Genomic DNA, 19,075 nt, shown 5'->3' on the forward strand with positions numbered 1-19,075 from the left:
CGTGCTGCCGCGCAACGGATCAGATCAGGCGGTTGTCGGGCAGGCGCTTCGCGATTTCGGTCACGAGCGCATGCGCGAGTTCGTCCTTCGGCGCGCGCGGCAGGCGCGTGAGGCCGGCCGCTTCGAACAGCACGACTTCGTTGTCGTCGCGGCCGAACGTCAGCGGGCCGAGGTTGCCGACGAGCAGCGGCACGTTCTTGCGCTTGCGCTTCTCGTCGCCGTGCACGTCGAGGTCGCCGCTTTCGGCCGCGAAGCCGACGCAGAACGGCGGATCGGGCAGCGCCGCGACCGACGCGAGGATATCGGGGTTCTCGACGAACGCGAGCGCCGGCATCTTGCGGTCGGCCGTCTTTTTCATCTTGTGCTCGGCCGGCTGCTCGACGCGCCAGTCGGCCACCGCGGCGACCGCGATGAAGATGTCCGCATCGGACACCGCATGCATGACCGCGTCGTACATCTGCTGCGCGGTCTGCACGTCCTGGCGGTACACGCCCCACGGCGTGTCGAGCGCGACCGGCCCGGCCACGAGATGCACGTCGGCGCCGGCCTGCTGCGCGGCGCGTGCGAGCGCGAAGCCCATCTTGCCGCTCGAACGGTTCGTGAGGCCGCGCACCGGATCGAGCGGCTCGAACGTCGGCCCGGCCGTGATCAGCACGCGGCGGTGCGCGAGCACCTTCGGCGCGAAGTGCGCGACGATCGCTTCGTAGATCGCTTCGGGTTCGAGCATCCGGCCGTCGCCGACCTCGCCGCACGCCTGCGCGCCCGAATCGGGCCCGAGCACCGACACGCCGTCGGCGCGCAGCTGCGCGGCATTGCGTTGCGTGGCCGGGTTCTGCCACATCTGGCGGTTCATCGCCGGCACGACGAGCAGCGGACAGTCGCGTGCGACGCACAGCGTCGACAGCAGGTCGTCGGCTAACCCGTGCGCGAGCTTCGCGAGGAAGTCCGTCGACGCGGGCGCGATCACGATCGCGTCGGCTTCGCGCGACAGGTCGATGTGCGCCATGTTGTTGCCGACGCGCGCGTCCCACTGACTCGTGTAGACGGGCCGGCCGGACAGCGCCTGCATCGTGACGGGCGTGATGAACTGCGTGGCGGCGTCGGTCATCGCAACCTGCACGGTCGCGCCGGCCTTCACGAGCAACCGCGTGAGCTCGGCGATCTTGTAGCAGGCGATGCCGCCCGTCAGGCCGAGAACGAGGTGTTTTCCTGCGAGTTCTGCGTGTGCCAACTCAGGCCTCCAAGGGTCAAACGGAACGGCCGGCGCGAAGCCGGCCGTCGACGCCGAGTATGCGCGCTCAGCGCGCGCCGCGCACGCGACGCAGTTCGTCGTAGATCAGCAGCACCGCGCCGACCGTGATCGCGGAGTCGGCGAGGTTGAACGCCGGGAAGTGCCACGCGCCGAGATGGAAATCGAGAAAATCGATCACGTGGCCGTAGACGAGCCGGTCGATCACGTTGCCGAGCGCGCCGCCGAGGATCAGCGCGAGCGACAGGCTGAACAGCCGCTGCTGGCCGTGACGGCGCAGCAGGTAGCAGATCACGAGCGTCGCGCCGATGCCGAGCGCGGTGAACGCCCAGCGCTGCCAACCGCTCGCAGTCGACAGGAAACCGAACGCCGCGCCGCGGTTGTACACCAGCACGAGGTTGAAGAACGACGTCAGCGCATGCTGCGCGCCGTACGCGAACGTTTTGAGGATCGCGATCTTCGACAACTGGTCGAACAGGATCACGATCAGCGAAATGCCGAGCCAGGGCGCGAGCGCGCCGCTGGCCGGTTTCGACAGGGTTTTCGCCATGGTCAAGCAGCGCTCCGGATTTCGCCGTTTTCAAACAGGTTGGAGAAGCAGCGGCCGCACAGCGTCGGATGATCGGCGTGCGCGCCGACGTCCTCGCGATAGTGCCAGCAGCGTTCGCACTTCTGGTACTTCGACGCGGCCACGTCGACGCTTTCCTGCGCTTCGTCGTCGACCTTCACGACCGTCGCCGCCGACGTGATCAGCACGAACTTCAGGTCGTCGCCGAGGCTCGTCAGCGCATCGTAGCGCGCGCCGCTCGCATGCACGGCCACTTCGGCCTGCAGCGACGAACCGATGCGGTTCGCGGTGCGCGCTTCCTCGAGCGCCTTCGTCACGTTGCCGCGCACTTCGCGCAGCAGCGCCCACTTGTCGATCAGCGCGGCCGAGCCGGCCACTTCCGGATACGCGTAGTAGGTTTCCGTGAACACGGTGTCGCTGGCCGGCTGGAACACCTTCCATGCTTCTTCCGCGGTGAACGACAGGAACGGCGCGAGCACGCGCAGCAGCCCGTGCGTCAGGTGGTACAGCGCGGTCTGTGCGGAGCGGCGCGCGCGCGAATCGGGCGCGCTCGTGTACAGGCGATCCTTCAGCACGTCGAGATAGAAGCCGCCGAGATCTTCCGAGCAGTACGTCTGCAGCTTCGCGACGACCGGGTGGAATTCGTACTTCTCGTAGTGGCCGAGCAGTTCCGTCTGCAACTGCGCGGAGAACGCGACCGCGTAACGGTCTATCTCCAGCCATTCGTCGACCGGCACCGCGTGCTGCGCGAAATCGAAGTCCGACAGGTTCGCGAGCAGGAAGCGCAGCGTGTTGCGGATGCGGCGATAGCCTTCCGTCACGCGCTTCAGGATTTCCTCGGAGATCGCGAGCTCGCCCGAATAGTCGGTCGATGCGATCCACAGCCGGATGATCTCCGCGCCGAGGCGGTTTGCGACTTCATGCGGGTCGATGCCGTTGCCGAGCGACTTGCTCATCTTGCGGCCTTCGCCGTCGACCGTGAAGCCGTGCGTGAGCAGGCCCTTGTACGGCGCGCGGCCGTCGATCATCGACGCGGTCAGCAGCGACGAGTGGAACCAGCCGCGGTGCTGGTCCGAGCCTTCGAGGTACAGGTCGGCGGGGAACTGCAGCTGATCCTTGTGCGAGCCGCGCAGCACGTGCCAGTGCGTGGTGCCCGAGTCGAACCACACGTCGAGCGTGTCGCGGTTCTTTTCGTACATGTTCGCGTCGTCGCCGATCAGCTCGCGCGGATCGAGCGACTGCCACGCCTCGATGCCCGACTGCTCGACGCGCTTCGCGACTTCCTCGAGCAGTTCGAGCGTGCGCGGGTGCAGCTCGCCGGTTTCCTTGTGCACGAAGAACGCCATCGGCACGCCCCACTGGCGCTGGCGCGACAGCGTCCAGTCCGGACGGTTCGCGATCATGCTGAACAGGCGCTGCTTGCCCCACGACGGGTAGAACGCGGTTGCGTCGACGCCTTCGAGCGCGGTTTCGCGCAGCGTCCTGCCGCCGTCGCGCGGCTTCACGTCCATGCCGGCGAACCATTGCGACGTCGCGCGGTAGATGATCGGCGTCTTGTGGCGCCAGCAGTGCATGTAGCTGTGCGTGTACTTCTCGCTGCGCAGCAGCGAGCCGGCCGCGTTCAATGCGTCGACGATCTTCGGGTTCGCGTCCCAGATCGACAGGCCGCCGAACAGCGGCAGCGATTCGATGTAGCGGCCGTCGCCCATCACCGGGTTGATGAAGTCGGAATCGGTCATCCCGTGCGCCTTGCACGACATGAAGTCTTCGATACCGTACGCGGGCGACGAGTGCACGACGCCGGTACCCGTGTCGGTCGTCACGTAGTCGCCGAGATAGACGGGCGCGGTGCGCTTGTAGCCGGGGTGGGCCGATGCGAGCGGGTGGTGGAAGCGCAGGTTCGCGAGCTTCACGCCCGGCGCGGTCGCGACCACGCGGCCGGTCAGCTTGAAGTCGGTCATGCAGGCTTCGACGCGTTCTTCCGCGATGATCAGCAGCCCGCGCTCGGTGTCGACCAGCGCGTACACGATTTCCGGATGGAGGTTCAGCGCCTGGTTCGCGGGAATCGTCCACGGCGTGGTGGTCCAGATCACGATGCCGCCGTCGGCGCGCGGCAGCGCCGGCAGGCCGAACGCCTGCGCGGTCTTTTCCGGTTCCGCGATCGCGAACATCACGTCGATCGTCGGATCGGTGCGGTCCTTGTACTCGACTTCCGCCTCGGCGAGCGCCGAGCCGCAGTCGAAGCACCAGTTCACCGGCTTCAGCCCGCGATACACGTAGCCCTTCTCGATGATCTTGCCGAGCGCGCGGATTTCTTCCGCCTCGTTCACGAAGTTCATCGTCTTGTACGGATTCGCCCAGTCGCCGAGCACGCCGAGACGCTTGAAGCCGACCTTCTGCTTCTCGATCTGCTCGGTCGCGTACGCGCGCGCCTTGCTCATCACTTCGGCGGCCGGCAGCGACTTGCCGAACTGCTTCTCGATCTGGATCTCGATCGGCATCCCGTGGCAATCCCAGCCCGGCACGTACGGCGCGTCGAAGCCGGCCATGTTGCGCGACTTGACGACGATGTCCTTCAGGATCTTGTTGACCGCATGACCGAGGTGGATGTCGCCGTTCGCATACGGAGGGCCGTCGTGCAGGATGAACTTCGGCCGGCCCTTGCTGGCCGCGCGGATCTTCTCGTAGATGCCGCGCTCTTCCCACTCCTTGACCCACTGCGGCTCGCGCTTGGGCAGGTCGCCGCGCATCGGGAACGGCGTGTCGAGCAGGTTGACCGGATACTTGGCCTGCGGTTTCGAATCGGCTTTCTTGTTGCTCATGATGGGATCGCTATCTAAATCGGGGGACGCTCGTGCGTCGTGAATCGGGGATGCGCGCGCGGCGGCGGCGCGAACGTGCGGCGCGGCGCGCCGCCGGCCGGATCAGCTAATTCGGTCGGTCGCCGACGTCGAGAAGCCGGTCGCGCTGCTGCCCGGCGCACGGTCGCGCTCGGCGAAGTACGCGCGCGCGTTCGCGACGTCGAGCGCGATCGCGCGCGACAGCGCTTCGAGATCGTCGAACTTCGCCTCGTCGCGCAGCTTCTTCAGGAATTCGACGCGGATCAGCTTGCCGTATGCGTCGCCGTGCCAGTCGAGCAGGTGGACTTCGAGCAGCACGCGGCCGGAATCGTCGACGGTGGGGCGCAGCCCGAGGCTCGCGACGCCGGGCAGCGGGGTGGGCCCGAGGCCGTGCACCTGCACGACGAAGATGCCCGCGAGCGCCGGCCGCTTGTGCGCGATCGGCAGGTTCAGCGTCGGGAAGCCGAGGTCGCGGCCGAGCTTCAGCCCGTGCGCGACGTGGCCGCTGATCAGGTAGCCGTGGCCGAGCGCCTGCGCGGCCGCGTCGAGATCGCCCGCGGCGAGCGCCGCGCGCACGCCGGAGCTGGAGATGCGCGTGCCGTCGCTGCCGGCGACCGTGCCCATCTGCTCGACTTCGAAGCCGTACTGCTCGCCGGCCGCCTTCAGCGTGTCGAACGTGCCCGCGCGCTTCGCGCCGTAGCAGAAATCGTCGCCGACCATCATCCAGCGCGTGTGCAGCCCGCCGACCAGCGTGCGTTCGACGAACGCCTGCGGCGACTGGCTCGCGAACGTGTGGTTGAAGTGCTCGACGACGACGCGGTCGACCCCGTGGTCGCGCAGCGCTTCGAGCTTGTCGCGCAGCATCGCGATGCGCGGCGGCGCGCCGGCCGGGTTGAAGAATTCGCGCGGGTGCGGCTCGAACGTCATCACGCACACGGGCAGGCCGCGCGCGTCCGCTGCCGCGCGCACGCGCGCGAGCAGGGCCTGGTGACCGCGATGGACACCGTCGAAGTTGCCGATCGTCAGCGCGCACGGCGCGCGGCTCTCGGCGTTGGGCAGGCCGCGGAAGACTTTCACGATAGCGGATGCAGCGTCGGGGAATGGGCGGTGGGATGCCGCAAAGCAGAAGATTATAAACGTTCGGGCGGCCCGGCGGCCGAGAAGGCGGGAAACGCGGGGGCGAATGGTAAAATTCGCGGATGAAAAAACTCGTGATCCTGATTTCCGGTCGCGGCAGCAACATGGAGGCCATCGTCCGCGCGTGCGCGCAGGAACGCTGGCCGGCCGAGGTCGCTGCCGTGATCGCCAACCGGCCCGACGCGGCCGGCCTGGCTTTTGCCGCGTCGCACGGGGTGGCGACCGCGGTGGTCGACCATCGCACGTTCGATGGCCGCGACACCTTCGACGCGGCGCTCGCCGCCGAGATCGACCGCTTCGCGCCCGACCTGGTGGTGCTCGCCGGCTTCATGCGCATCCTCACGCCCGAATTCGTCAGACGATACGAGGGTCGCTTGCTGAACATCCACCCGTCGCTGCTGCCGAGCTTCAAGGGCATCCACACGCACCAGCAGGCGCTGGATGCCGGCGTCGCGCTGCATGGCGCGAGCGTGCATTTCGTGATCCCCGAACTCGACAGCGGCGCGATCGTCGCGCAGGGCGCGGTGCCCGTGCGCGCGGGCGACGACGCGGCCGCGCTCGCGCAGCGCGTGCTGACGATCGAGCACGTGCTGTATCCGCGCGCGGTGCGCTGGTTCGTCGAAGGGCGTCTGCGCCTCGAGAACGGCCGCGCAGTGGTCGCGCCGGAAGAGGCGCGCTGGATTTTCGCGGATCAACCGCAAACCGAAACGAACGAGGGCGTATGAAGCTGCACGGATTCCTGATTGGCCAGACCGAAACCCTGCTCGCCGAGGTGCTGAAGTTCGCCGGCCCGGCCGACGCGACGACGAGCCGGTTCTTCCGCGCGCATCCGAAGCTGGGCCATGCGGAGCGCGGCGTGATCGCCGAGGCGGTGTTCGCGGTGCTGCGCCGGAAGATGGAGTTTTCGCACCTCGCCGAGAGCGGCACGGGCAGCCCCGCGCGCCGCCTCACGCTGCTCGGCCTGATGCAGACGCTCGGCCGCAACGCGTTGAAGCCGTTCGTGTCCGATACCGAAGCCGCATGGCTCGAGCACGTGTCGAAGATCGACCCGGCGAGCCTGCCGGTGCGCGTGCGCACGAACCTGCCCGACTGGATCTGCCAGGCGCTGTCGGCTCGGTTCGACGCGGAAGAACTCGCGCAGCTCGCCGCCGCGCTGAACTATCCGGCGCCGCTCGACCTGCGCGCGAACGTGCAGAAGGCGACGCGCGACCAGGTGATCGACGCGCTGCGTGCGAACGGCATCGATGCGGGCGCAACGCCGTTCGCGCCGAACGGCGTGCGCGTGGTCGGCAAGCCGGCGCTCACGCGCCTGAAGCTGTTCGAAGAAGGCCAGATCGAGGTGCAGGACGAGGGCAGCCAGCTGCTGTGCTCGCTGGTCGCGCCGCGCCGCGGCGAGATGGTCGTCGATTTCTGCGCGGGCGCGGGCGGCAAGACGCTCGCGCTCGGCGCGATGATGCGCTCGACCGGGCGCCTCTACGCGTTCGACGTATCCGAAAAGCGGCTCGCGAAGCTCAAGCCGCGCCTCGCGCGCAGCGGGCTGTCGAACGTGAACCCGGTGCTGATCGACAGCGAACACGACGCGAAGATCAAGCGGCTCGCCGGCAAGATCGACCGCGTGCTGGTAGACGCGCCGTGCAGCGGCCTCGGCACGCTGCGCCGCAACCCCGACCTGAAGTGGCGCCAGACGCGCACGTCGATCGACGAGCTTGTGCCGAAGCAGGCGTCGATCCTCGCGAGCGCCGCGCGTCTCGTGAAGAAGGGCGGCCGGCTCGTGTACGCGACCTGCAGCGTGCTCGACGCGGAAAACGAGGCGATCGTCGAGCAGTTCCTCGCCGATCACCCGGAGTTCGTGCTGGTGCCCGCGCAGAAGGTGCTGGCCGATCAGCGCATCGAGCTCGAGACCGGCGACTACCTGTCGCTGTGGCCGCACCGCCATGCCACCGACGGCTTCTTCGCCGCGGTGCTCGAACGGCGCGCGCAGTAACGGCAGCCGGGACGGACGATGGAGAATCTGCAGAGCCGCCTGCTGTCGCACCGGCTGGCATCGGTGATCCGCGATTTCCACCAGCCGGTGATGATCTGGCAGGCGGCGATCCTCGTCGGCGCGCTGTGCTTCGCGTGGGTGGCCGCGCGCTTCGTGCACGGCCGCATCGACGCGCGCCGCCGGGCGGCCGGCCGCGCGCCCGGCGCGGGTGCGCAAAGCCTGAAGCGCGCGTTGTTTCCGCTGTTCGGCGGCGTGTTCGTCGGGGTCGCGCAGCTCGCGTTCGATCCGTTCATGTCGACGTCGCTGCTGTCGCTCGCGCTGGTGCCGCTGTTCGGCATCGGGCTGATCTACGTGCTGTTCTTCTTTGCGCGGCGCGTGTTCGCGCGCGACGGGCACACGCATGCATGGCTGTCGATCGTCGAGAAGATCGTGTCGACCGTCGTGTGGGTCGCGATGGTGCTGACCGTGCTCGGGATCCAGCGCGACGTGCTCGGCTGGCTCGACAGCGTGCAGTTTCGCGTCGCCAATGCGCACCTGACGCTGCTGTCGGTGATTTCCGGCGCGCTGTGGGTATGCGTGACGCTGATGGTCGCGATGTGGCTCGGCTCGGTGCTCGAGGAGCGGCTGACGCGCGCCACCACGCTCGACGCGAACCTGAAGGTCGTGCTGTCGCGCGTCGGCCGTGCGCTGCTGGTGTTTGCGGCGATCCTGATCGGGCTGTCGCTGGTCGGCATCGACGTGACGGTGCTCGGCGTGTTCGGCGGCGCGGTCGGTGTCGGCCTCGGCTTCGGCCTGCAGAAGATTGCGAGCAACTACGTGTCGGGCTTCATCATCCTGCTCGACCGCTCGCTGCGGCTCGGCGACGCGATCAGCGTCGGCGGGCTGCAGGGTGTCGTCACGCAGATCCGCACGCGCTACACGGTCGTGCGCGGCCTCGACGGCAACGAGACGCTGATCCCGAACGAGAAGCTGATCACCGACGTCGTTCAGAACCAGTCGTCGTACCTGACGCGCGGCTACGCGAAGGTCGCCGTGCAGGTTGCGTATACCAGCGACGTCGAGCAGGCGCTCGGCTTGCTCGTCCAGGCCGCGAACGGCGTGCCGCGCGTACTGGAGGAGCCGGCGCCGACCCCGTACCTCGTCGGTTTCGGCGCGGACGGCATCGACCTGGAGCTCGGCTTCTGGATCGAGGACGCGGCGAAAGGCACGTCGGGCGTGCGTTCGGCGGTGAACCGCAACATCTGGCGCCTCTTCGGCGAGCACGGGATCTCGATCCCGTTTCCGCAGCGCGAAGTGCGCGTGGTCGGGCTGCCGGAGGGCTTTGCCGCGACCGGCGTGGTGGCCGAGGGCGTGCCGGTGGCAGGCGACGGCTCGGCGGACGACCGCGCATCGGCCGCGTAGCGGCCGTTTGCCCGCCCAAGCGGTTCGGGCGGTCGGGCGGTCGAGCGGGCCGGCTGGGCTGGATTGGCGGCATTGGCGGCCAGAACCGGATCGCGGGCCGCTCCCGGTCCGCCGATGGACTCCTCCGGTTGCGTCAAGACAAGAAAATATTCATTTTTTACAAAGACTTGGAACGGTTGAAGTAAAATTCCGGTCTACACGCGGTATGCTTTCATTTTTATGACGTCGGCCTGCGCCGGCGTCGCTCTCACCACAGGTAACTGCCTTGTTGAATTCCCTGCTCGATTTTCTTTCCCACGGGCTTCTGCGTTTTTCATGGTGGCAGGTCGCGCTGTTCGCGCTGGCCGTCACGCATGTCACGATCATCGGCGTGACGGTCTATCTGCACCGCTGCCAGGCGCACCGCGCGCTGGAGCTGCATCCGATCGCGAGCCACTTCTTCCGTGCGTGGCTGTGGATGACGACCGGCATGCTGACCGGCCAGTGGGCGGCGATCCATCGCAAGCACCACGCGAAGTGCGAGACCGAGGAAGATCCGCACAGCCCGCAGACGCGCGGCATCTGGAAGGTGTTCCTCGAAGGCGCCGAGCTGTATCGCGCGGAAGCGAAGAACGAGGAAACGATGCGCAAGTTCAGCCACGGCACGCCGAATGACTGGATCGAGCGCAATCTGTACTCGAAGTATCCGATCCTCGGCGTGAGCCTGATGATGGTGATCGACGTCGCGCTGTTCGGCGTGCTCGGCCTCACCGTGTGGGCCGTGCAGATGGTCTGGATTCCGTTCTGGGCCGCCGGGGTCGTGAACGGTTTCGGCCACTTCTGGGGCTACCGCAATTTCAACTCGGCCGATGCGAGCACGAACCTGTTCCCGTGGGGCATCGTGATCGGCGGCGAAGAGCTGCACAACAACCACCACACGTTCGCGACGTCGGCGAAGCTGTCGAACAAGTGGTACGAATTCGACATCGGCTGGATGTACATCCGCATCATGTCGGCGTTCGGCCTGGCGAAAGTGAAGAAGATTGCGCCGACGCCGCGCCTGAACAAGCCGAAGACGGTGCTCGACCAGGAAACGCTGCAGGCCGTGCTGTCGAACCGCTACGAAGTGATGGCGCGCTACGGCAAGGCCGTGAAGCGTGCGTACCGCCAGGAGCTCGCGCATCTGAAGGAGCTCGGTTCGAGCGAGAAGTACCAGCTGATGCGCGGTGCGCGCAAGTGGTTCCACAAGGATGCCGACGGCCTCGACGAGCCGCAGAAGAAGCTGCTGCCCGAGATCTTCGCGAACAGTCAGAAGCTGCATACGTACTTCCAGTTGCGCCAGGATCTGGCCGCGATCTGGGACCGTTCGACCGCGTCGCGCGAACAACTGCTCGCGCAATTGCAGGATTGGTGCCATCGCGCGGAACAAAGCGGTATCAAGGCGCTGCAGGAATTTGCGACGCGCCTGCGCCGCTACGCCTGATTCGAAATCGATTAGAATCTTAGGACGTCACAAACCCCGCGTTGGCGGGGTTTTTTCATTTGGGCGGCCGGTTTTTGCAGGATGGCCGGACGCGCCGGAATTCGTATGAGGCTTGGGGCAGTGCGGACGTGGCGCACCCGGGCGAGCGTAGGGGATGGGGCCGGAAGTGAGCGCCGACGCGCCGGCTCGGGAACGACCGTGGAGCATGGGATTCGAGCAAGCGCTAAAGCGCTAGCTCGGGTCGACCGCGAAGCACGGGGTCCGAGTAAGCGCTAAAGCGCCACCTCGGACCGACCGCGAAGCATGGGACCCAGGTAAGTGCTAAAGCACTAACTCGGGTCGACCGCGAAGCATGGGACCCAGGTAAGTGCTAAAGCACTAACTCTGGTCGACCGCGAAGCATGGGGCCAGAGTAAGCGCTAAAGCGCTAACTCTGGTCGACAGGAGATATGGAGATGCAATCGACGATCAAATCCGTCGAGTACGACCGGCCGGTCTCGGCAGGGACCGTCTGTAGCGTCGGGCAAGCATGGGCCAAGGTGCCCGATGCACCGTCCGCCGAAGAACGCGCCGCCCTGAAGGCGCGCATCAAGGCACTGCTCGCCCGTGAGAAGGCCGTGCTCGTCGCTCACTACTATGTCGATGCCGAGCTGCAGGAACTCGCCGACGAAACCGGCGGCTGTGTCGCCGACTCGCTCGAAATGGCCCGCTTCGGCCGCGACCACGACGCGCAGACACTCGTCGTCGCCGGCGTGCGCTTCATGGGCGAAACCGCGAAGATCCTGAGCCCCGGCAAGCGCGTGCTGATGCCCGATCTCGATGCGACCTGCTCGCTCGATCTCGGCTGCCCGGTCGACGAATTCTCCGCGTTCTGCGACGCCCATCCGGACCGCACCGTCGTCGTCTACGCGAATACCAGCGCCGCCGTGAAGGCGCGCGCGGACTGGATGGTCACGTCGTCGATCGGCCTCGAGATCGTCGCCGACCTGCACGCGCGCGGCGAAAAGATCATCTGGGCACCGGACCGCCATCTCGGCAGCTATATCCAGAAGAAGACCGGCGCGGACATGCTGCTGTGGCAGGGCTCGTGTCTCGTCCACGACGAATTCAAGGGCATCGAACTCGACCTGCTGCGTGCCGAATACCCGGACGCGAAGGTGCTCGTGCACCCCGAGTCGCCGGAAAACGTCGTCGCGCAGGCGGACGTCGTCGGCTCGACCACGCAGCTGATCGACGCAGCCGTGAAGTTCGACGCGACGCACTTCATCGTCGCGACCGACCTCGGCATCCTGCACAAGATGCAGCTCGCGGCGCCCGGCAAGACCTTCATCGCCGCGCCGACCGCCGGCAACAGCGCGACCTGCAAGAGCTGCGCGCACTGCCCTTGGATGGCGATGAACGGCCTCGCGAACCTCGCCGACGTGCTCGAGCGCGGTCACAACGAGATCTCCGTCGATCCCGCGATCGGCGTGCGTGCGCGTGTGCCGATCGACCGGATGCTCGATTTCGCAGCGGCGCACAAGAAGCGCGTGCAGGCGAGCGGCGATCTGCAGCGCGACCAGCAACTGTTCGCGAACGTGGGGGCCGCATGACCACTGCAGTTTCTCCGCTGTTCGAAGCCGTCCGCGCACAGTATGGCGCGGCATTCGACGAAGCGATCGCGCGCAACGTCGCCGACGCAATCGCCGAAGACGTCGGCTCCGGCGACCAGACCGGGCGTCTCGTGCCGGACGGCGAACGGCGCCGCGCGCGCATCATCGTGCGCGAGGAAGCGGTGCTGTGCGGCGTGCCGTGGTTCGAAGCCGTGGTTGCACGGATCGACCCGTCGATCGTCGTGCAATGGCGCTATCGCGAAGGCGACCGGATGACGGCGGACTCGACCGTCTGCGAGCTCGAAGGGCCGGCGCGTGCATTGTTGACGGCCGAGCGTAACGGGCTGAACTTCCTGCAACTGCTGTCCGGTGTCGCGAGCGCGACGCGCCGTTATGTCGACCGCATCGAAGGCACGCGCGCGAAGATTCTCGATACGCGCAAGACGCTGCCGGGGCTGCGGCTCGCGCAGAAGTACGCGGTGCGGGTCGGCGGCGGCGAGAACCAGCGTCTCGCGCTGTACGACGGCATCCTGATCAAGGAAAACCACATCGCGGCCGCCGGCGGCGTCGGCGAAGCGCTCGATGCGGCGTTCGCGCTCGAAGCGGGCGTGCCTGTGCAGGTCGAAGTCGAGACGCTCGCGCAGCTCGACACGGCGCTCGCGCACGGCGCGCAGTCGGTGCTGCTCGACAACTTCACGCTGGACATGATGCGCGAAGCGGTGCGCGTCGCGGCCGGCAAGGCCGTGCTCGAAGTGTCGGGCGGCGTCAATTTCGATACGGTGCGCACGTTCGCGGAAACGGGCGTCGACCGCATCTCGATCGGCGCGCTGACGAAGGACGTGCGCGCGACCGACTACTCGATGCGGATCGTCGACTGATTGCGAGACGTACTTCGTACCGTCTGACGAAAAAAGCCGCTGGCGCGCAAAACGCCAGCGGCTTTTTCATTTCCCGGCGGTAGCCGCGAAGGGCATACCGGTCAGCGGCGCGAGCGCGGCGTGAGTACGCTCGGCAGCGCCTTCGGCAGCGTGTGCGGCCAGTCGCGGCTGTAGTGCAGCCCGCGACTTTCGCGGCGCGAGTACGCGCTCTTCACGATCAGCGTCGCGACGTCGACGAGGTTGCGCAGTTCCAGCAGGTCGCGCGTCACGCGGAAGTTCGCGTAGTACTCGTGGATCTCGTCGCGCAGCAGCGACAGCCGGTGCTTCGCGCGCTCGAGACGCTTGTCGGTACGCACGATGCCGACGTAGTTCCACATCAGCCGGCGCAACTCGTCCCAGTTGTGCGCGACGACGACTTCCTCGTCCGCATCCGACACGCGGCTTTCGTCCCACGCGGGCAGCGTCGCCGGCGTTTCGGCGTCGAAGCCGGCCGCCTCGATCGCCTCGGCGGCCGCGCGGCCGATCACCAGGCATTCGAGCAGCGAGTTGCTCGCGAGCCGGTTCGCGCCGTGCAGCCCGGTGTACGACGTCTCGCCGACCGCATACAGGCCCGCGAGGTCGGTGCGCCCCGCGAGATCGGTGACGACGCCGCCGCACGTGTAGTGCGCAGCCGGCACGACCGGAATCGGCTGCTTCGCGATGTCGATGCCGAATTCGAGGCAGCGCGCGTGAATCGTCGGAAAGTGTTCGCGCAGGAACGCTTCCGGCTGATGGCTGATGTCGAGATACACGCAGTCGATCCCGCGCTTCTTGATCTCGAAGTCGATCGCACGCGCGACGATGTCGCGCGGGGCGAGTTCGGCGCGCGGATCGTGCGCGGGCATGAAGCGCGTGCCGTCCGGCAGCTTCAGCAAGCCGCCTTCGCCGCGCACGGCCTCCGAAATCAGGAACGACTTCGCATACGGATGGAACAGGCAGGTCGGGTGGAACTGGATGAATTCCATGTTCGACACGCGGCAGCCCGCGCGCCACGCCATCGCGATGCCGTCGCCGGTCGCGGTGTCGGGGTTCGTCGTGTACAGGTAGACCTTGCCGGCGCCGCCGGTCGCGAGCACCGTGTGCGGCGCCTCGATCGTGATCGTGCGATCGTTGTCGACGTCGAGCGCATACAGCCCGTGACAGCGGCGGCCGGGCAGGCCGAGCCGGTCGGACGTGATCAGGTCGATCGCGTGGTGGTTCTCGAAGAACGTGATGTTCGGATGCTGGCGCGCGCGGTCGGACAGCGTCGCGAGCACGGCATGGCCGGTCGCGTCGGCCGCGTGGATGATCCGGCGGTGGCTGTGGCCGCCTTCGCGCGTCAGATGGAAGCCGAGTTCGGCGGCGTCGTCCTTCGTGAACGGCACGCCCTGGGAGATCAGCCATTCGATCGCTTCGCGGCCGTGTTCGACGATGTAGCGCGTCGCGCCTTCGTCGCACAGCCCGCCGCCGGCTACCAGTGTGTCGTCGACGTGGTTCTCGATGCTGTCCGCCGAATCGAGCACGGCCGCGATGCCGCCCTGCGCGTTATCGCTCGCCCCCTCCATCATCGAACGTTTCGCGATCAGCGCGACACGTCGCGTGCTGGCCAGGTTGAGTGCGACCGACAGCCCTGCCAGGCCGCTGCCGACGATCGCCACGTCGAATTTCATGCTGCATCTCCATCGTTACGCTTTTGATCTTGCGTTCCGTCGGCCGTCGCCGCGGAAAGGGGAGAGCATACCGCGTCGGGCCCGCGCGTGCGCGCAAAACAAAAAGCCCCGCATGTGCGGGGCTTTTCGGTCGCCGTCAGGCTGGCAGACACCGGAGATTACTTGATCTTGGTTTCTTTGTATTCCACATGCTTGCGGACGACGGGATCGAACTTCTTGATCGCCATCTTTTCCGGCATGTTGCGCTTGTTCTTCGTGGTCGTGTAGAAGTGACCCGTACCAGCGGTCGACTCGAGCTTGATCTTGTCGCGTGCGCCTTTTGCCATGATTGTGCTCCTTGGGCTTAGGCTTCGCCGCGTGCGCGCAGGTCAGCGAGCACGGAATCGATGCCGTTCTTGTCGATCAGGCGCAAGCCGGCGTTCGAGACGCGCAGACGCACCCAGCGGTTTTCGCTCTCCACCCAGAACCGGCGGTTTTGCAGGTTCGGCAGGAAGCGGCGCTTCGTCTTGTTGTTGGCGTGGGAAACGTTGTTGCCGCTCATCGGCGCTTTCCCAGTTACTTGGCATACGCGTGCCATGAGAGCACTCCTAATACGCTAAATTCGGGGTTCGATCGCCGATGAAGGTTCCATCGTACCGCCACGTGATCCATGGCTGCACTCAGAACGCCGAAGCCCATACAGACAAGGCCCTTCGATGGCTAGAACTGGTTGGAAAAAAGACAGACGACGATTCTAGCAGAAAAAGTTCAGAAAAATCAAACCCAATTTCGCTTCGTCGTTGCGGCGCCCCACGGGCGGGTCGCCGGGCCACAGTCTACAGCCAACCGGCGCGCGCGAACGAAAATGTATCGGCGGTGCCGACGACGACGTGATCGAGCAGCTTCGCGTCGACGAGCGTGAGCGCTTCGCGCAGCACGCGCGTGAGCCGGCGGTCTTCCGCGCTCGGCTGCACGGCGCCCGACGGGTGGTTGTGCGCGATGATCAGCGACGCGGCATTGAGCATGAGCGCGCGCCGCACGATCTCGCGCGGATACACGGCCATCCGCGTGAGCGAGCCGCGCGCGCTTTCCTCCACGTCGATCAGGCCGTGGCGCGCGTCGAGGTACAGCGTGACGAACACTTCGTACGGACGCTTGCCGATCCGCAGCCGCAGATAGTCCTCCACCGCGCCCGGCGAGTCGATCTGCATCCGTTCGCGCGCCTTCTCGACCAGCGCGCGCCGCGCGATCTCGGTCACGGCGATCAGCACCGCCGAGCGCGCGGCGCCGATGCCAGGGTGCGTGGCGAACACGGCCGGCTCCGCATCGAGCATGTCGCGCAGCGAGTCGCCGAAGCGCGCGAGCAGCGCGCGGGCGCTATCGAACACGTCGCGGCCGCCGCCGCCGGTGCCGAGCAGCAGCGCGACCAGCTCGGCGTCGGTCAGTGCGCCGGGCCCGCGTTCCAGCAGCCGCTCGCGCGGCAGATGCGGCTTCCAGTTCTTCGGACGCCGCTTGCGCGCCCAGCCGGAGCCGGCCCGACGAGCCGGAGCGCCCGCGGTGCCGGCGACGTCGCGACATTCGGTCGCCGGGGCGACGACGCAGATTGACGGCATGATCGAAACTCCATTGGCGGCGGCCTTGTGCGCGACGTCGTCGCACTTTCAGCCTTGCGCGCTCAGGTGACTTACAATATTGGCTTTGCGCCGGGCCTTTCGGCCAGTTCGGGCGCCGACGAACACGAGTCATTCATGAGCATCATCGATCTATCCGAAGTGAAGCCCGGTTCCCATGTGACGCTGCATTACCGGCTCGCACTGGCCGACGGCGCCGACATCGTCAACACCTTCTCCGACAAGCCCGCCACGCTGCTGCTCGGCGCCGGGCAGCTGGCGCCCTCGCTGGAACAGATTCTGCTCGGGCTGCGGGTCGGCGACCATTCGACTTTTCAGCTAACGCCGGAGCAGGGGTTCGGTCCCCGCAATCCGGACATGCTCCAGCGCGTGACGCTGTCGACGCTGCGCGAGAACGGGATGGTCGGCGACGATTTCACGCCCGGCGACCTGATCGAGTTCAACGCGCCGGACGGCGGCCGCTATGCCGGGGTGCTGAAGGAAGTCGGCGAAACCTCGGCGCTGTTCGACTTCAATCATCCGCTCGCGGGCCAAGCGCTCACGTTCGAAGTGAAAATCATCGGAATCCTGTAATCATGAGCACCACCGATACGCTGTCCGGGCAGACCGTCGCCGCCGATGCCGAAATCCTGCTGGCCCAGCCGCGCGGCTTCTGCGCGGGGGTCGATCGCGCGATCGAGATCGTCGAGCGCGCGATCGCGATGCATGGCGCGCCGATCTACGTCCGTCACGAGATCGTCCACAACAAGTACGTGGTCGAGGACCTGAAGAAGAAAGGCGCGATCTTCGTCGAGGAGCTCGAGGAAGTGCCGGCCGGCAACACCGTGATCTTCAGCGCGCACGGCGTGTCGAAGGCCGTGCGCGACGAGGCGGACGTGCGCGGGCTGCGCATTTACGACGCGACCTGCCCGCTCGTCACGAAGGTGCACGTCGAAGTGGCGAAGATGCGCCAGGACGGCGTCGACATCGTGATGATCGGCCACAAGGGCCACCCGGAAGTCGAAGGCACGATGGGCCAGGTCGAGCGCGGCATGCATCTCGTCGAAAGCGTCGAGGACGTGCAGAAGCTCGAGCTCGCCGATCCCGAGCGGATCGCGCTCGTCACGCAGACGACGCTGTCCGTCGACGATGCGGCCGAGATCATCGGCGCGCTGAAGGCCAAGTATCCGAAGATCCGCGAGCCGAAGAAGCAGGACATCTGCTACGCGACGCAGAACCGCCAGGATGCGGTGAAGTTCATGGCGCCGCAGTGCGACGTCGTGATCGTCGTCGGCAGCCCGAACAGCTCGAATTCGAGCCGGCTGCGCGAAGTGGCCGAGAAGCGCGGCGTGGCCGCGTACATGGTCGACGCGCCCGACCAGATCGATCCGGCATGGGTCGCCGGCAAGCGCCGCATCGGCGTGACGGCCGGCGCATCGGCGCCGGAGGTGCTCGCCCAGGCCGTGATCGCGCGGCTGCGCGAGCTCGGCGTGCGCAACGTTCGCGCGCTCGACGGCATCGAGGAAAACGTGTCGTTTCCGCTGCCGCGCGGGCTGAACCTGCCGCCCGCCGCCTGATCGCCGCATCGCACCGCGGTACCCCCGAAGCGCGCCTGCTGGCGCGCTTTTTTTTGCGTTGCGAAAATGCGGTCGCAACCATTATTCACATTAATGGTGCAACCCGGTTGCTATATCCGCGCTCAACCGTCTCTCAAAATTGGTTGCAATGCAGGAAAACCCCATCGAATCAGGATTATTGGCGGCCTATAAATGGAGTTACAATGCGCCCGTTTTCAGGCCTGAACGGCTTTGAAATCGGGTTTTGGCAAGGCGCGGGAGACCTATTCGATGCATGTGGAGTTGGCTTACGCCAGGTACGTCGCCGCACCGGTTGCAATGCTTGCCGGTGACGTGAAAACGAGCGACGGCCGGGCGGGCAGGGCGGCTGCGGCAGACGCGGTACCGGCGGCCAGCGACGTGCGCGCTGCCGGAACCGGGCGTGCGGTGCGGTCGGCGTGCCGCAGTGCGCAATCGGACAGTGACAGGGACAACGGGGCACGTTTGGCGATCGACGCATTCAACGCGCAGGGCTCGCAGATCGGCATGCATTCGACACGGCACGCGGCGCGTGCCGGCGGCGTGGCGATCGACCGGGCGACGGGCACGCAGGGTGCCCGACAACGAGCCGCCGGCCGTCACGCGGCAGCAGCAGCGCGCGTCGAACGACGGGCGCCCGGGTTTCGGGGCAACGCAGGCGACGTGCAGATGTCACTGATCCCCTTTCATTTCGATTCGACGAAACAGCGTGTCGCCGCGGCTTGTCACGTCGCGGCGGGCGGTCTGCTTCGTTTCCCGAATTCCGACGCAGTCCTGACGAAAGTCGGGCGCCACCTTCGCGTTGCCCGTTCGGGCGCCGCGCGGGCGGCGGCGGACGGCCCGCTTGCCGCGCCGGCGTCCGGCATCGGAGCGCAAACCCTTGGCGACAACGGCATGTGCGCCGTCAAGGTGGTCGAGCCCGCGGGCGACGCGGTGCGGAACCTGATCTGCCCGGACGCGGGGCTCGCCCCGGCCCGGACGGAAAAAGGCACGGAAGCCGGGAAACCGGACGCCGGCCGTTTCGGCACGCTGCCCTACGACTTCAAGGAGGCCAACACCACCGTCCTCGATGTCGTGACGATTTAGCGACGG

General features: G+C 66.9%; 17 protein-coding genes. 9 read left to right on the top strand and 8 right to left on the bottom strand.

All coding sequences use genetic code 11. From position 1 onward, the window contains the following. Positions 1-19 precede the first annotated feature (19 nt). The 4 genes from coaBC to Q3A80_RS12270 all read right to left on the bottom strand — a co-directional run bounded on the left by coaBC (position 20) and on the right by Q3A80_RS12270 (position 5,734). Positions 20-1,231 (bottom strand): bifunctional phosphopantothenoylcysteine decarboxylase/phosphopantothenate--cysteine ligase CoaBC, encoded by a 1,212-nt coding sequence (gene coaBC / locus Q3A80_RS12255; RefSeq protein ID WP_446329275.1) that lies wholly within the window; start codon positions 1,229-1,231, stop codon positions 20-22. 67 nt (positions 1,232-1,298) lie between these two features. Then, positions 1,299-1,799, bottom strand: a complete 501-nt coding sequence (lspA, locus tag Q3A80_RS12260; protein WP_446329276.1) for a signal peptidase II — start codon at positions 1,797-1,799, stop codon at positions 1,299-1,301. A gap of 2 nt (positions 1,800-1,801) precedes the next feature. Beyond that, positions 1,802-4,639 (bottom strand): isoleucine--tRNA ligase, encoded by a 2,838-nt coding sequence (gene ileS / locus Q3A80_RS12265; protein ID WP_446329277.1) that lies wholly within the window; start codon positions 4,637-4,639, stop codon positions 1,802-1,804. A gap of 102 nt (positions 4,640-4,741) precedes the next feature. Continuing rightward, complete coding sequence (locus Q3A80_RS12270; RefSeq protein ID WP_446329278.1) at positions 4,742-5,734, bottom strand: bifunctional riboflavin kinase/FAD synthetase; 993 nt, start codon at positions 5,732-5,734, stop codon at positions 4,742-4,744. Positions 5,735-5,856: 122 nt separating this feature from the next. Here Q3A80_RS12270 and purN point away from each other — a divergent pair, with 122 nt between their 5' ends. The 6 genes from purN to nadC all read left to right on the top strand — a co-directional run bounded on the left by purN (position 5,857) and on the right by nadC (position 13,111). Next, complete coding sequence (gene purN, locus Q3A80_RS12275; RefSeq protein ID WP_446329279.1) at positions 5,857-6,519, top strand: phosphoribosylglycinamide formyltransferase; 663 nt, start codon at positions 5,857-5,859, stop codon at positions 6,517-6,519. Next, on the top strand, positions 6,516-7,778 hold the full coding sequence (locus Q3A80_RS12280; protein WP_446329280.1) for an RsmB/NOP family class I SAM-dependent RNA methyltransferase: 1,263 nt from the start codon (positions 6,516-6,518) through the stop codon (positions 7,776-7,778). The genes purN and Q3A80_RS12280 overlap by 4 nt, the downstream gene beginning before the upstream one ends. Before the next feature lie 18 nt (positions 7,779-7,796). Then, positions 7,797-9,179 carry a mechanosensitive ion channel family protein gene (locus Q3A80_RS12285; RefSeq protein WP_446329281.1) on the top strand — a complete coding sequence of 461 codons (1,383 nt, stop codon included), beginning with the start codon at positions 7,797-7,799 and terminating at the stop codon, positions 9,177-9,179. Between the two features lie 265 nt (positions 9,180-9,444). Further along, entirely contained in the window at positions 9,445-10,641 is a 1,197-nt protein-coding gene (locus Q3A80_RS12290) for a DesA family fatty acid desaturase (RefSeq protein WP_446329282.1), read from the top strand. 455 nt (positions 10,642-11,096) lie between these two features. Continuing rightward, a complete protein-coding gene (gene nadA, locus Q3A80_RS12295; RefSeq protein ID WP_446329283.1) occupies positions 11,097-12,233 on the top strand; it encodes a quinolinate synthase NadA in 1,137 nt (378 codons plus the stop codon). After that, positions 12,230-13,111 carry a carboxylating nicotinate-nucleotide diphosphorylase gene (nadC, locus tag Q3A80_RS12300; RefSeq protein ID WP_446329284.1) on the top strand — a complete coding sequence of 294 codons (882 nt, stop codon included), beginning with the start codon at positions 12,230-12,232 and terminating at the stop codon, positions 13,109-13,111. The genes nadA and nadC overlap by 4 nt, the downstream gene beginning before the upstream one ends. 101 nt (positions 13,112-13,212) lie before the next feature. On the opposite strand, the gene nadB is transcribed toward nadC, so the two are convergent. The 4 genes from nadB to radC all read right to left on the bottom strand — a co-directional run bounded on the left by nadB (position 13,213) and on the right by radC (position 16,391). Then, complete coding sequence (gene nadB / locus Q3A80_RS12305; protein ID WP_124616865.1) at positions 13,213-14,799, bottom strand: L-aspartate oxidase; 1,587 nt, start codon at positions 14,797-14,799, stop codon at positions 13,213-13,215. Positions 14,800-14,957: 158 nt separating this feature from the next. Next, entirely contained in the window at positions 14,958-15,125 is a 168-nt protein-coding gene (gene rpmG / locus Q3A80_RS12310) for a 50S ribosomal protein L33 (protein ID WP_006478046.1), read from the bottom strand. A gap of 17 nt (positions 15,126-15,142) precedes the next feature. Then, positions 15,143-15,376, bottom strand: a complete 234-nt coding sequence (gene rpmB, locus Q3A80_RS12315; RefSeq protein WP_004186391.1) for a 50S ribosomal protein L28 — start codon at positions 15,374-15,376, stop codon at positions 15,143-15,145. Positions 15,377-15,614: 238 nt separating this feature from the next. After that, positions 15,615-16,391, bottom strand: a complete 777-nt coding sequence (radC, locus tag Q3A80_RS12320; RefSeq protein WP_446329285.1) for a RadC family protein — start codon at positions 16,389-16,391, stop codon at positions 15,615-15,617. 135 nt (positions 16,392-16,526) lie between these two features. Here radC and Q3A80_RS12325 point away from each other — a divergent pair, with 135 nt between their 5' ends. From Q3A80_RS12325 to Q3A80_RS12335, 3 genes are all read left to right on the top strand, one after another. Then, positions 16,527-16,982: an FKBP-type peptidyl-prolyl cis-trans isomerase gene (locus Q3A80_RS12325; protein WP_446329500.1), complete on the top strand. Its 456-nt coding sequence runs from the start codon at positions 16,527-16,529 to the stop codon at positions 16,980-16,982. Positions 16,983-16,984: 2 nt separating this feature from the next. Beyond that, positions 16,985-17,965 (top strand): 4-hydroxy-3-methylbut-2-enyl diphosphate reductase, encoded by a 981-nt coding sequence (gene ispH, locus Q3A80_RS12330; RefSeq protein ID WP_006488968.1) that lies wholly within the window; start codon positions 16,985-16,987, stop codon positions 17,963-17,965. A gap of 270 nt (positions 17,966-18,235) precedes the next feature. Further along, positions 18,236-19,069 (top strand): branched-chain amino acid ABC transporter, encoded by an 834-nt coding sequence (locus Q3A80_RS12335; RefSeq protein ID WP_446329501.1) that lies wholly within the window; start codon positions 18,236-18,238, stop codon positions 19,067-19,069. Positions 19,070-19,075 lie beyond the last annotated feature (6 nt).

This window comes from Burkholderia sp. SR8 (genome assembly GCF_052851275.1).

What these genes read in the sequence shown, in the direction of transcription:
- lspA (WP_446329276.1), bottom strand. Translation starts at nt 1,799, where the DNA reads ATGGCGAAAACCCTGTCGAAACCGGCCAGCGGCGCGCTCGCGCCCTGG.
- radC (WP_446329285.1), bottom strand. Translation starts at nt 16,391, where the DNA reads ATGCCGTCAATCTGCGTCGTCGCCCCGGCGACCGAATGTCGCGACGTC.
- rpmB (WP_004186391.1), bottom strand. Translation starts at nt 15,376, where the DNA reads ATGGCACGCGTATGCCAAGTAACTGGGAAAGCGCCGATGAGCGGCAAC.
- purN (WP_446329279.1), top strand. Translation starts at nt 5,857, where the DNA reads ATGAAAAAACTCGTGATCCTGATTTCCGGTCGCGGCAGCAACATGGAG.
- rpmG (WP_006478046.1), bottom strand. Translation starts at nt 15,125, where the DNA reads ATGGCAAAAGGCGCACGCGACAAGATCAAGCTCGAGTCGACCGCTGGT.
- ileS (WP_446329277.1), bottom strand. Translation starts at nt 4,639, where the DNA reads ATGAGCAACAAGAAAGCCGATTCGAAACCGCAGGCCAAGTATCCGGTC.
- Q3A80_RS12285 (WP_446329281.1), top strand. Translation starts at nt 7,797, where the DNA reads ATGGAGAATCTGCAGAGCCGCCTGCTGTCGCACCGGCTGGCATCGGTG.
- Q3A80_RS12335 (WP_446329501.1), top strand. Translation starts at nt 18,236, where the DNA reads ATGCATGTGGAGTTGGCTTACGCCAGGTACGTCGCCGCACCGGTTGCA.
- Q3A80_RS12280 (WP_446329280.1), top strand. Translation starts at nt 6,516, where the DNA reads ATGAAGCTGCACGGATTCCTGATTGGCCAGACCGAAACCCTGCTCGCC.
- nadB (WP_124616865.1), bottom strand. Translation starts at nt 14,799, where the DNA reads ATGAAATTCGACGTGGCGATCGTCGGCAGCGGCCTGGCAGGGCTGTCG.
- ispH (WP_006488968.1), top strand. Translation starts at nt 16,985, where the DNA reads ATGAGCACCACCGATACGCTGTCCGGGCAGACCGTCGCCGCCGATGCC.
- Q3A80_RS12325 (WP_446329500.1), top strand. Translation starts at nt 16,527, where the DNA reads ATGAGCATCATCGATCTATCCGAAGTGAAGCCCGGTTCCCATGTGACG.
- nadC (WP_446329284.1), top strand. Translation starts at nt 12,230, where the DNA reads ATGACCACTGCAGTTTCTCCGCTGTTCGAAGCCGTCCGCGCACAGTAT.
- nadA (WP_446329283.1), top strand. Translation starts at nt 11,097, where the DNA reads ATGCAATCGACGATCAAATCCGTCGAGTACGACCGGCCGGTCTCGGCA.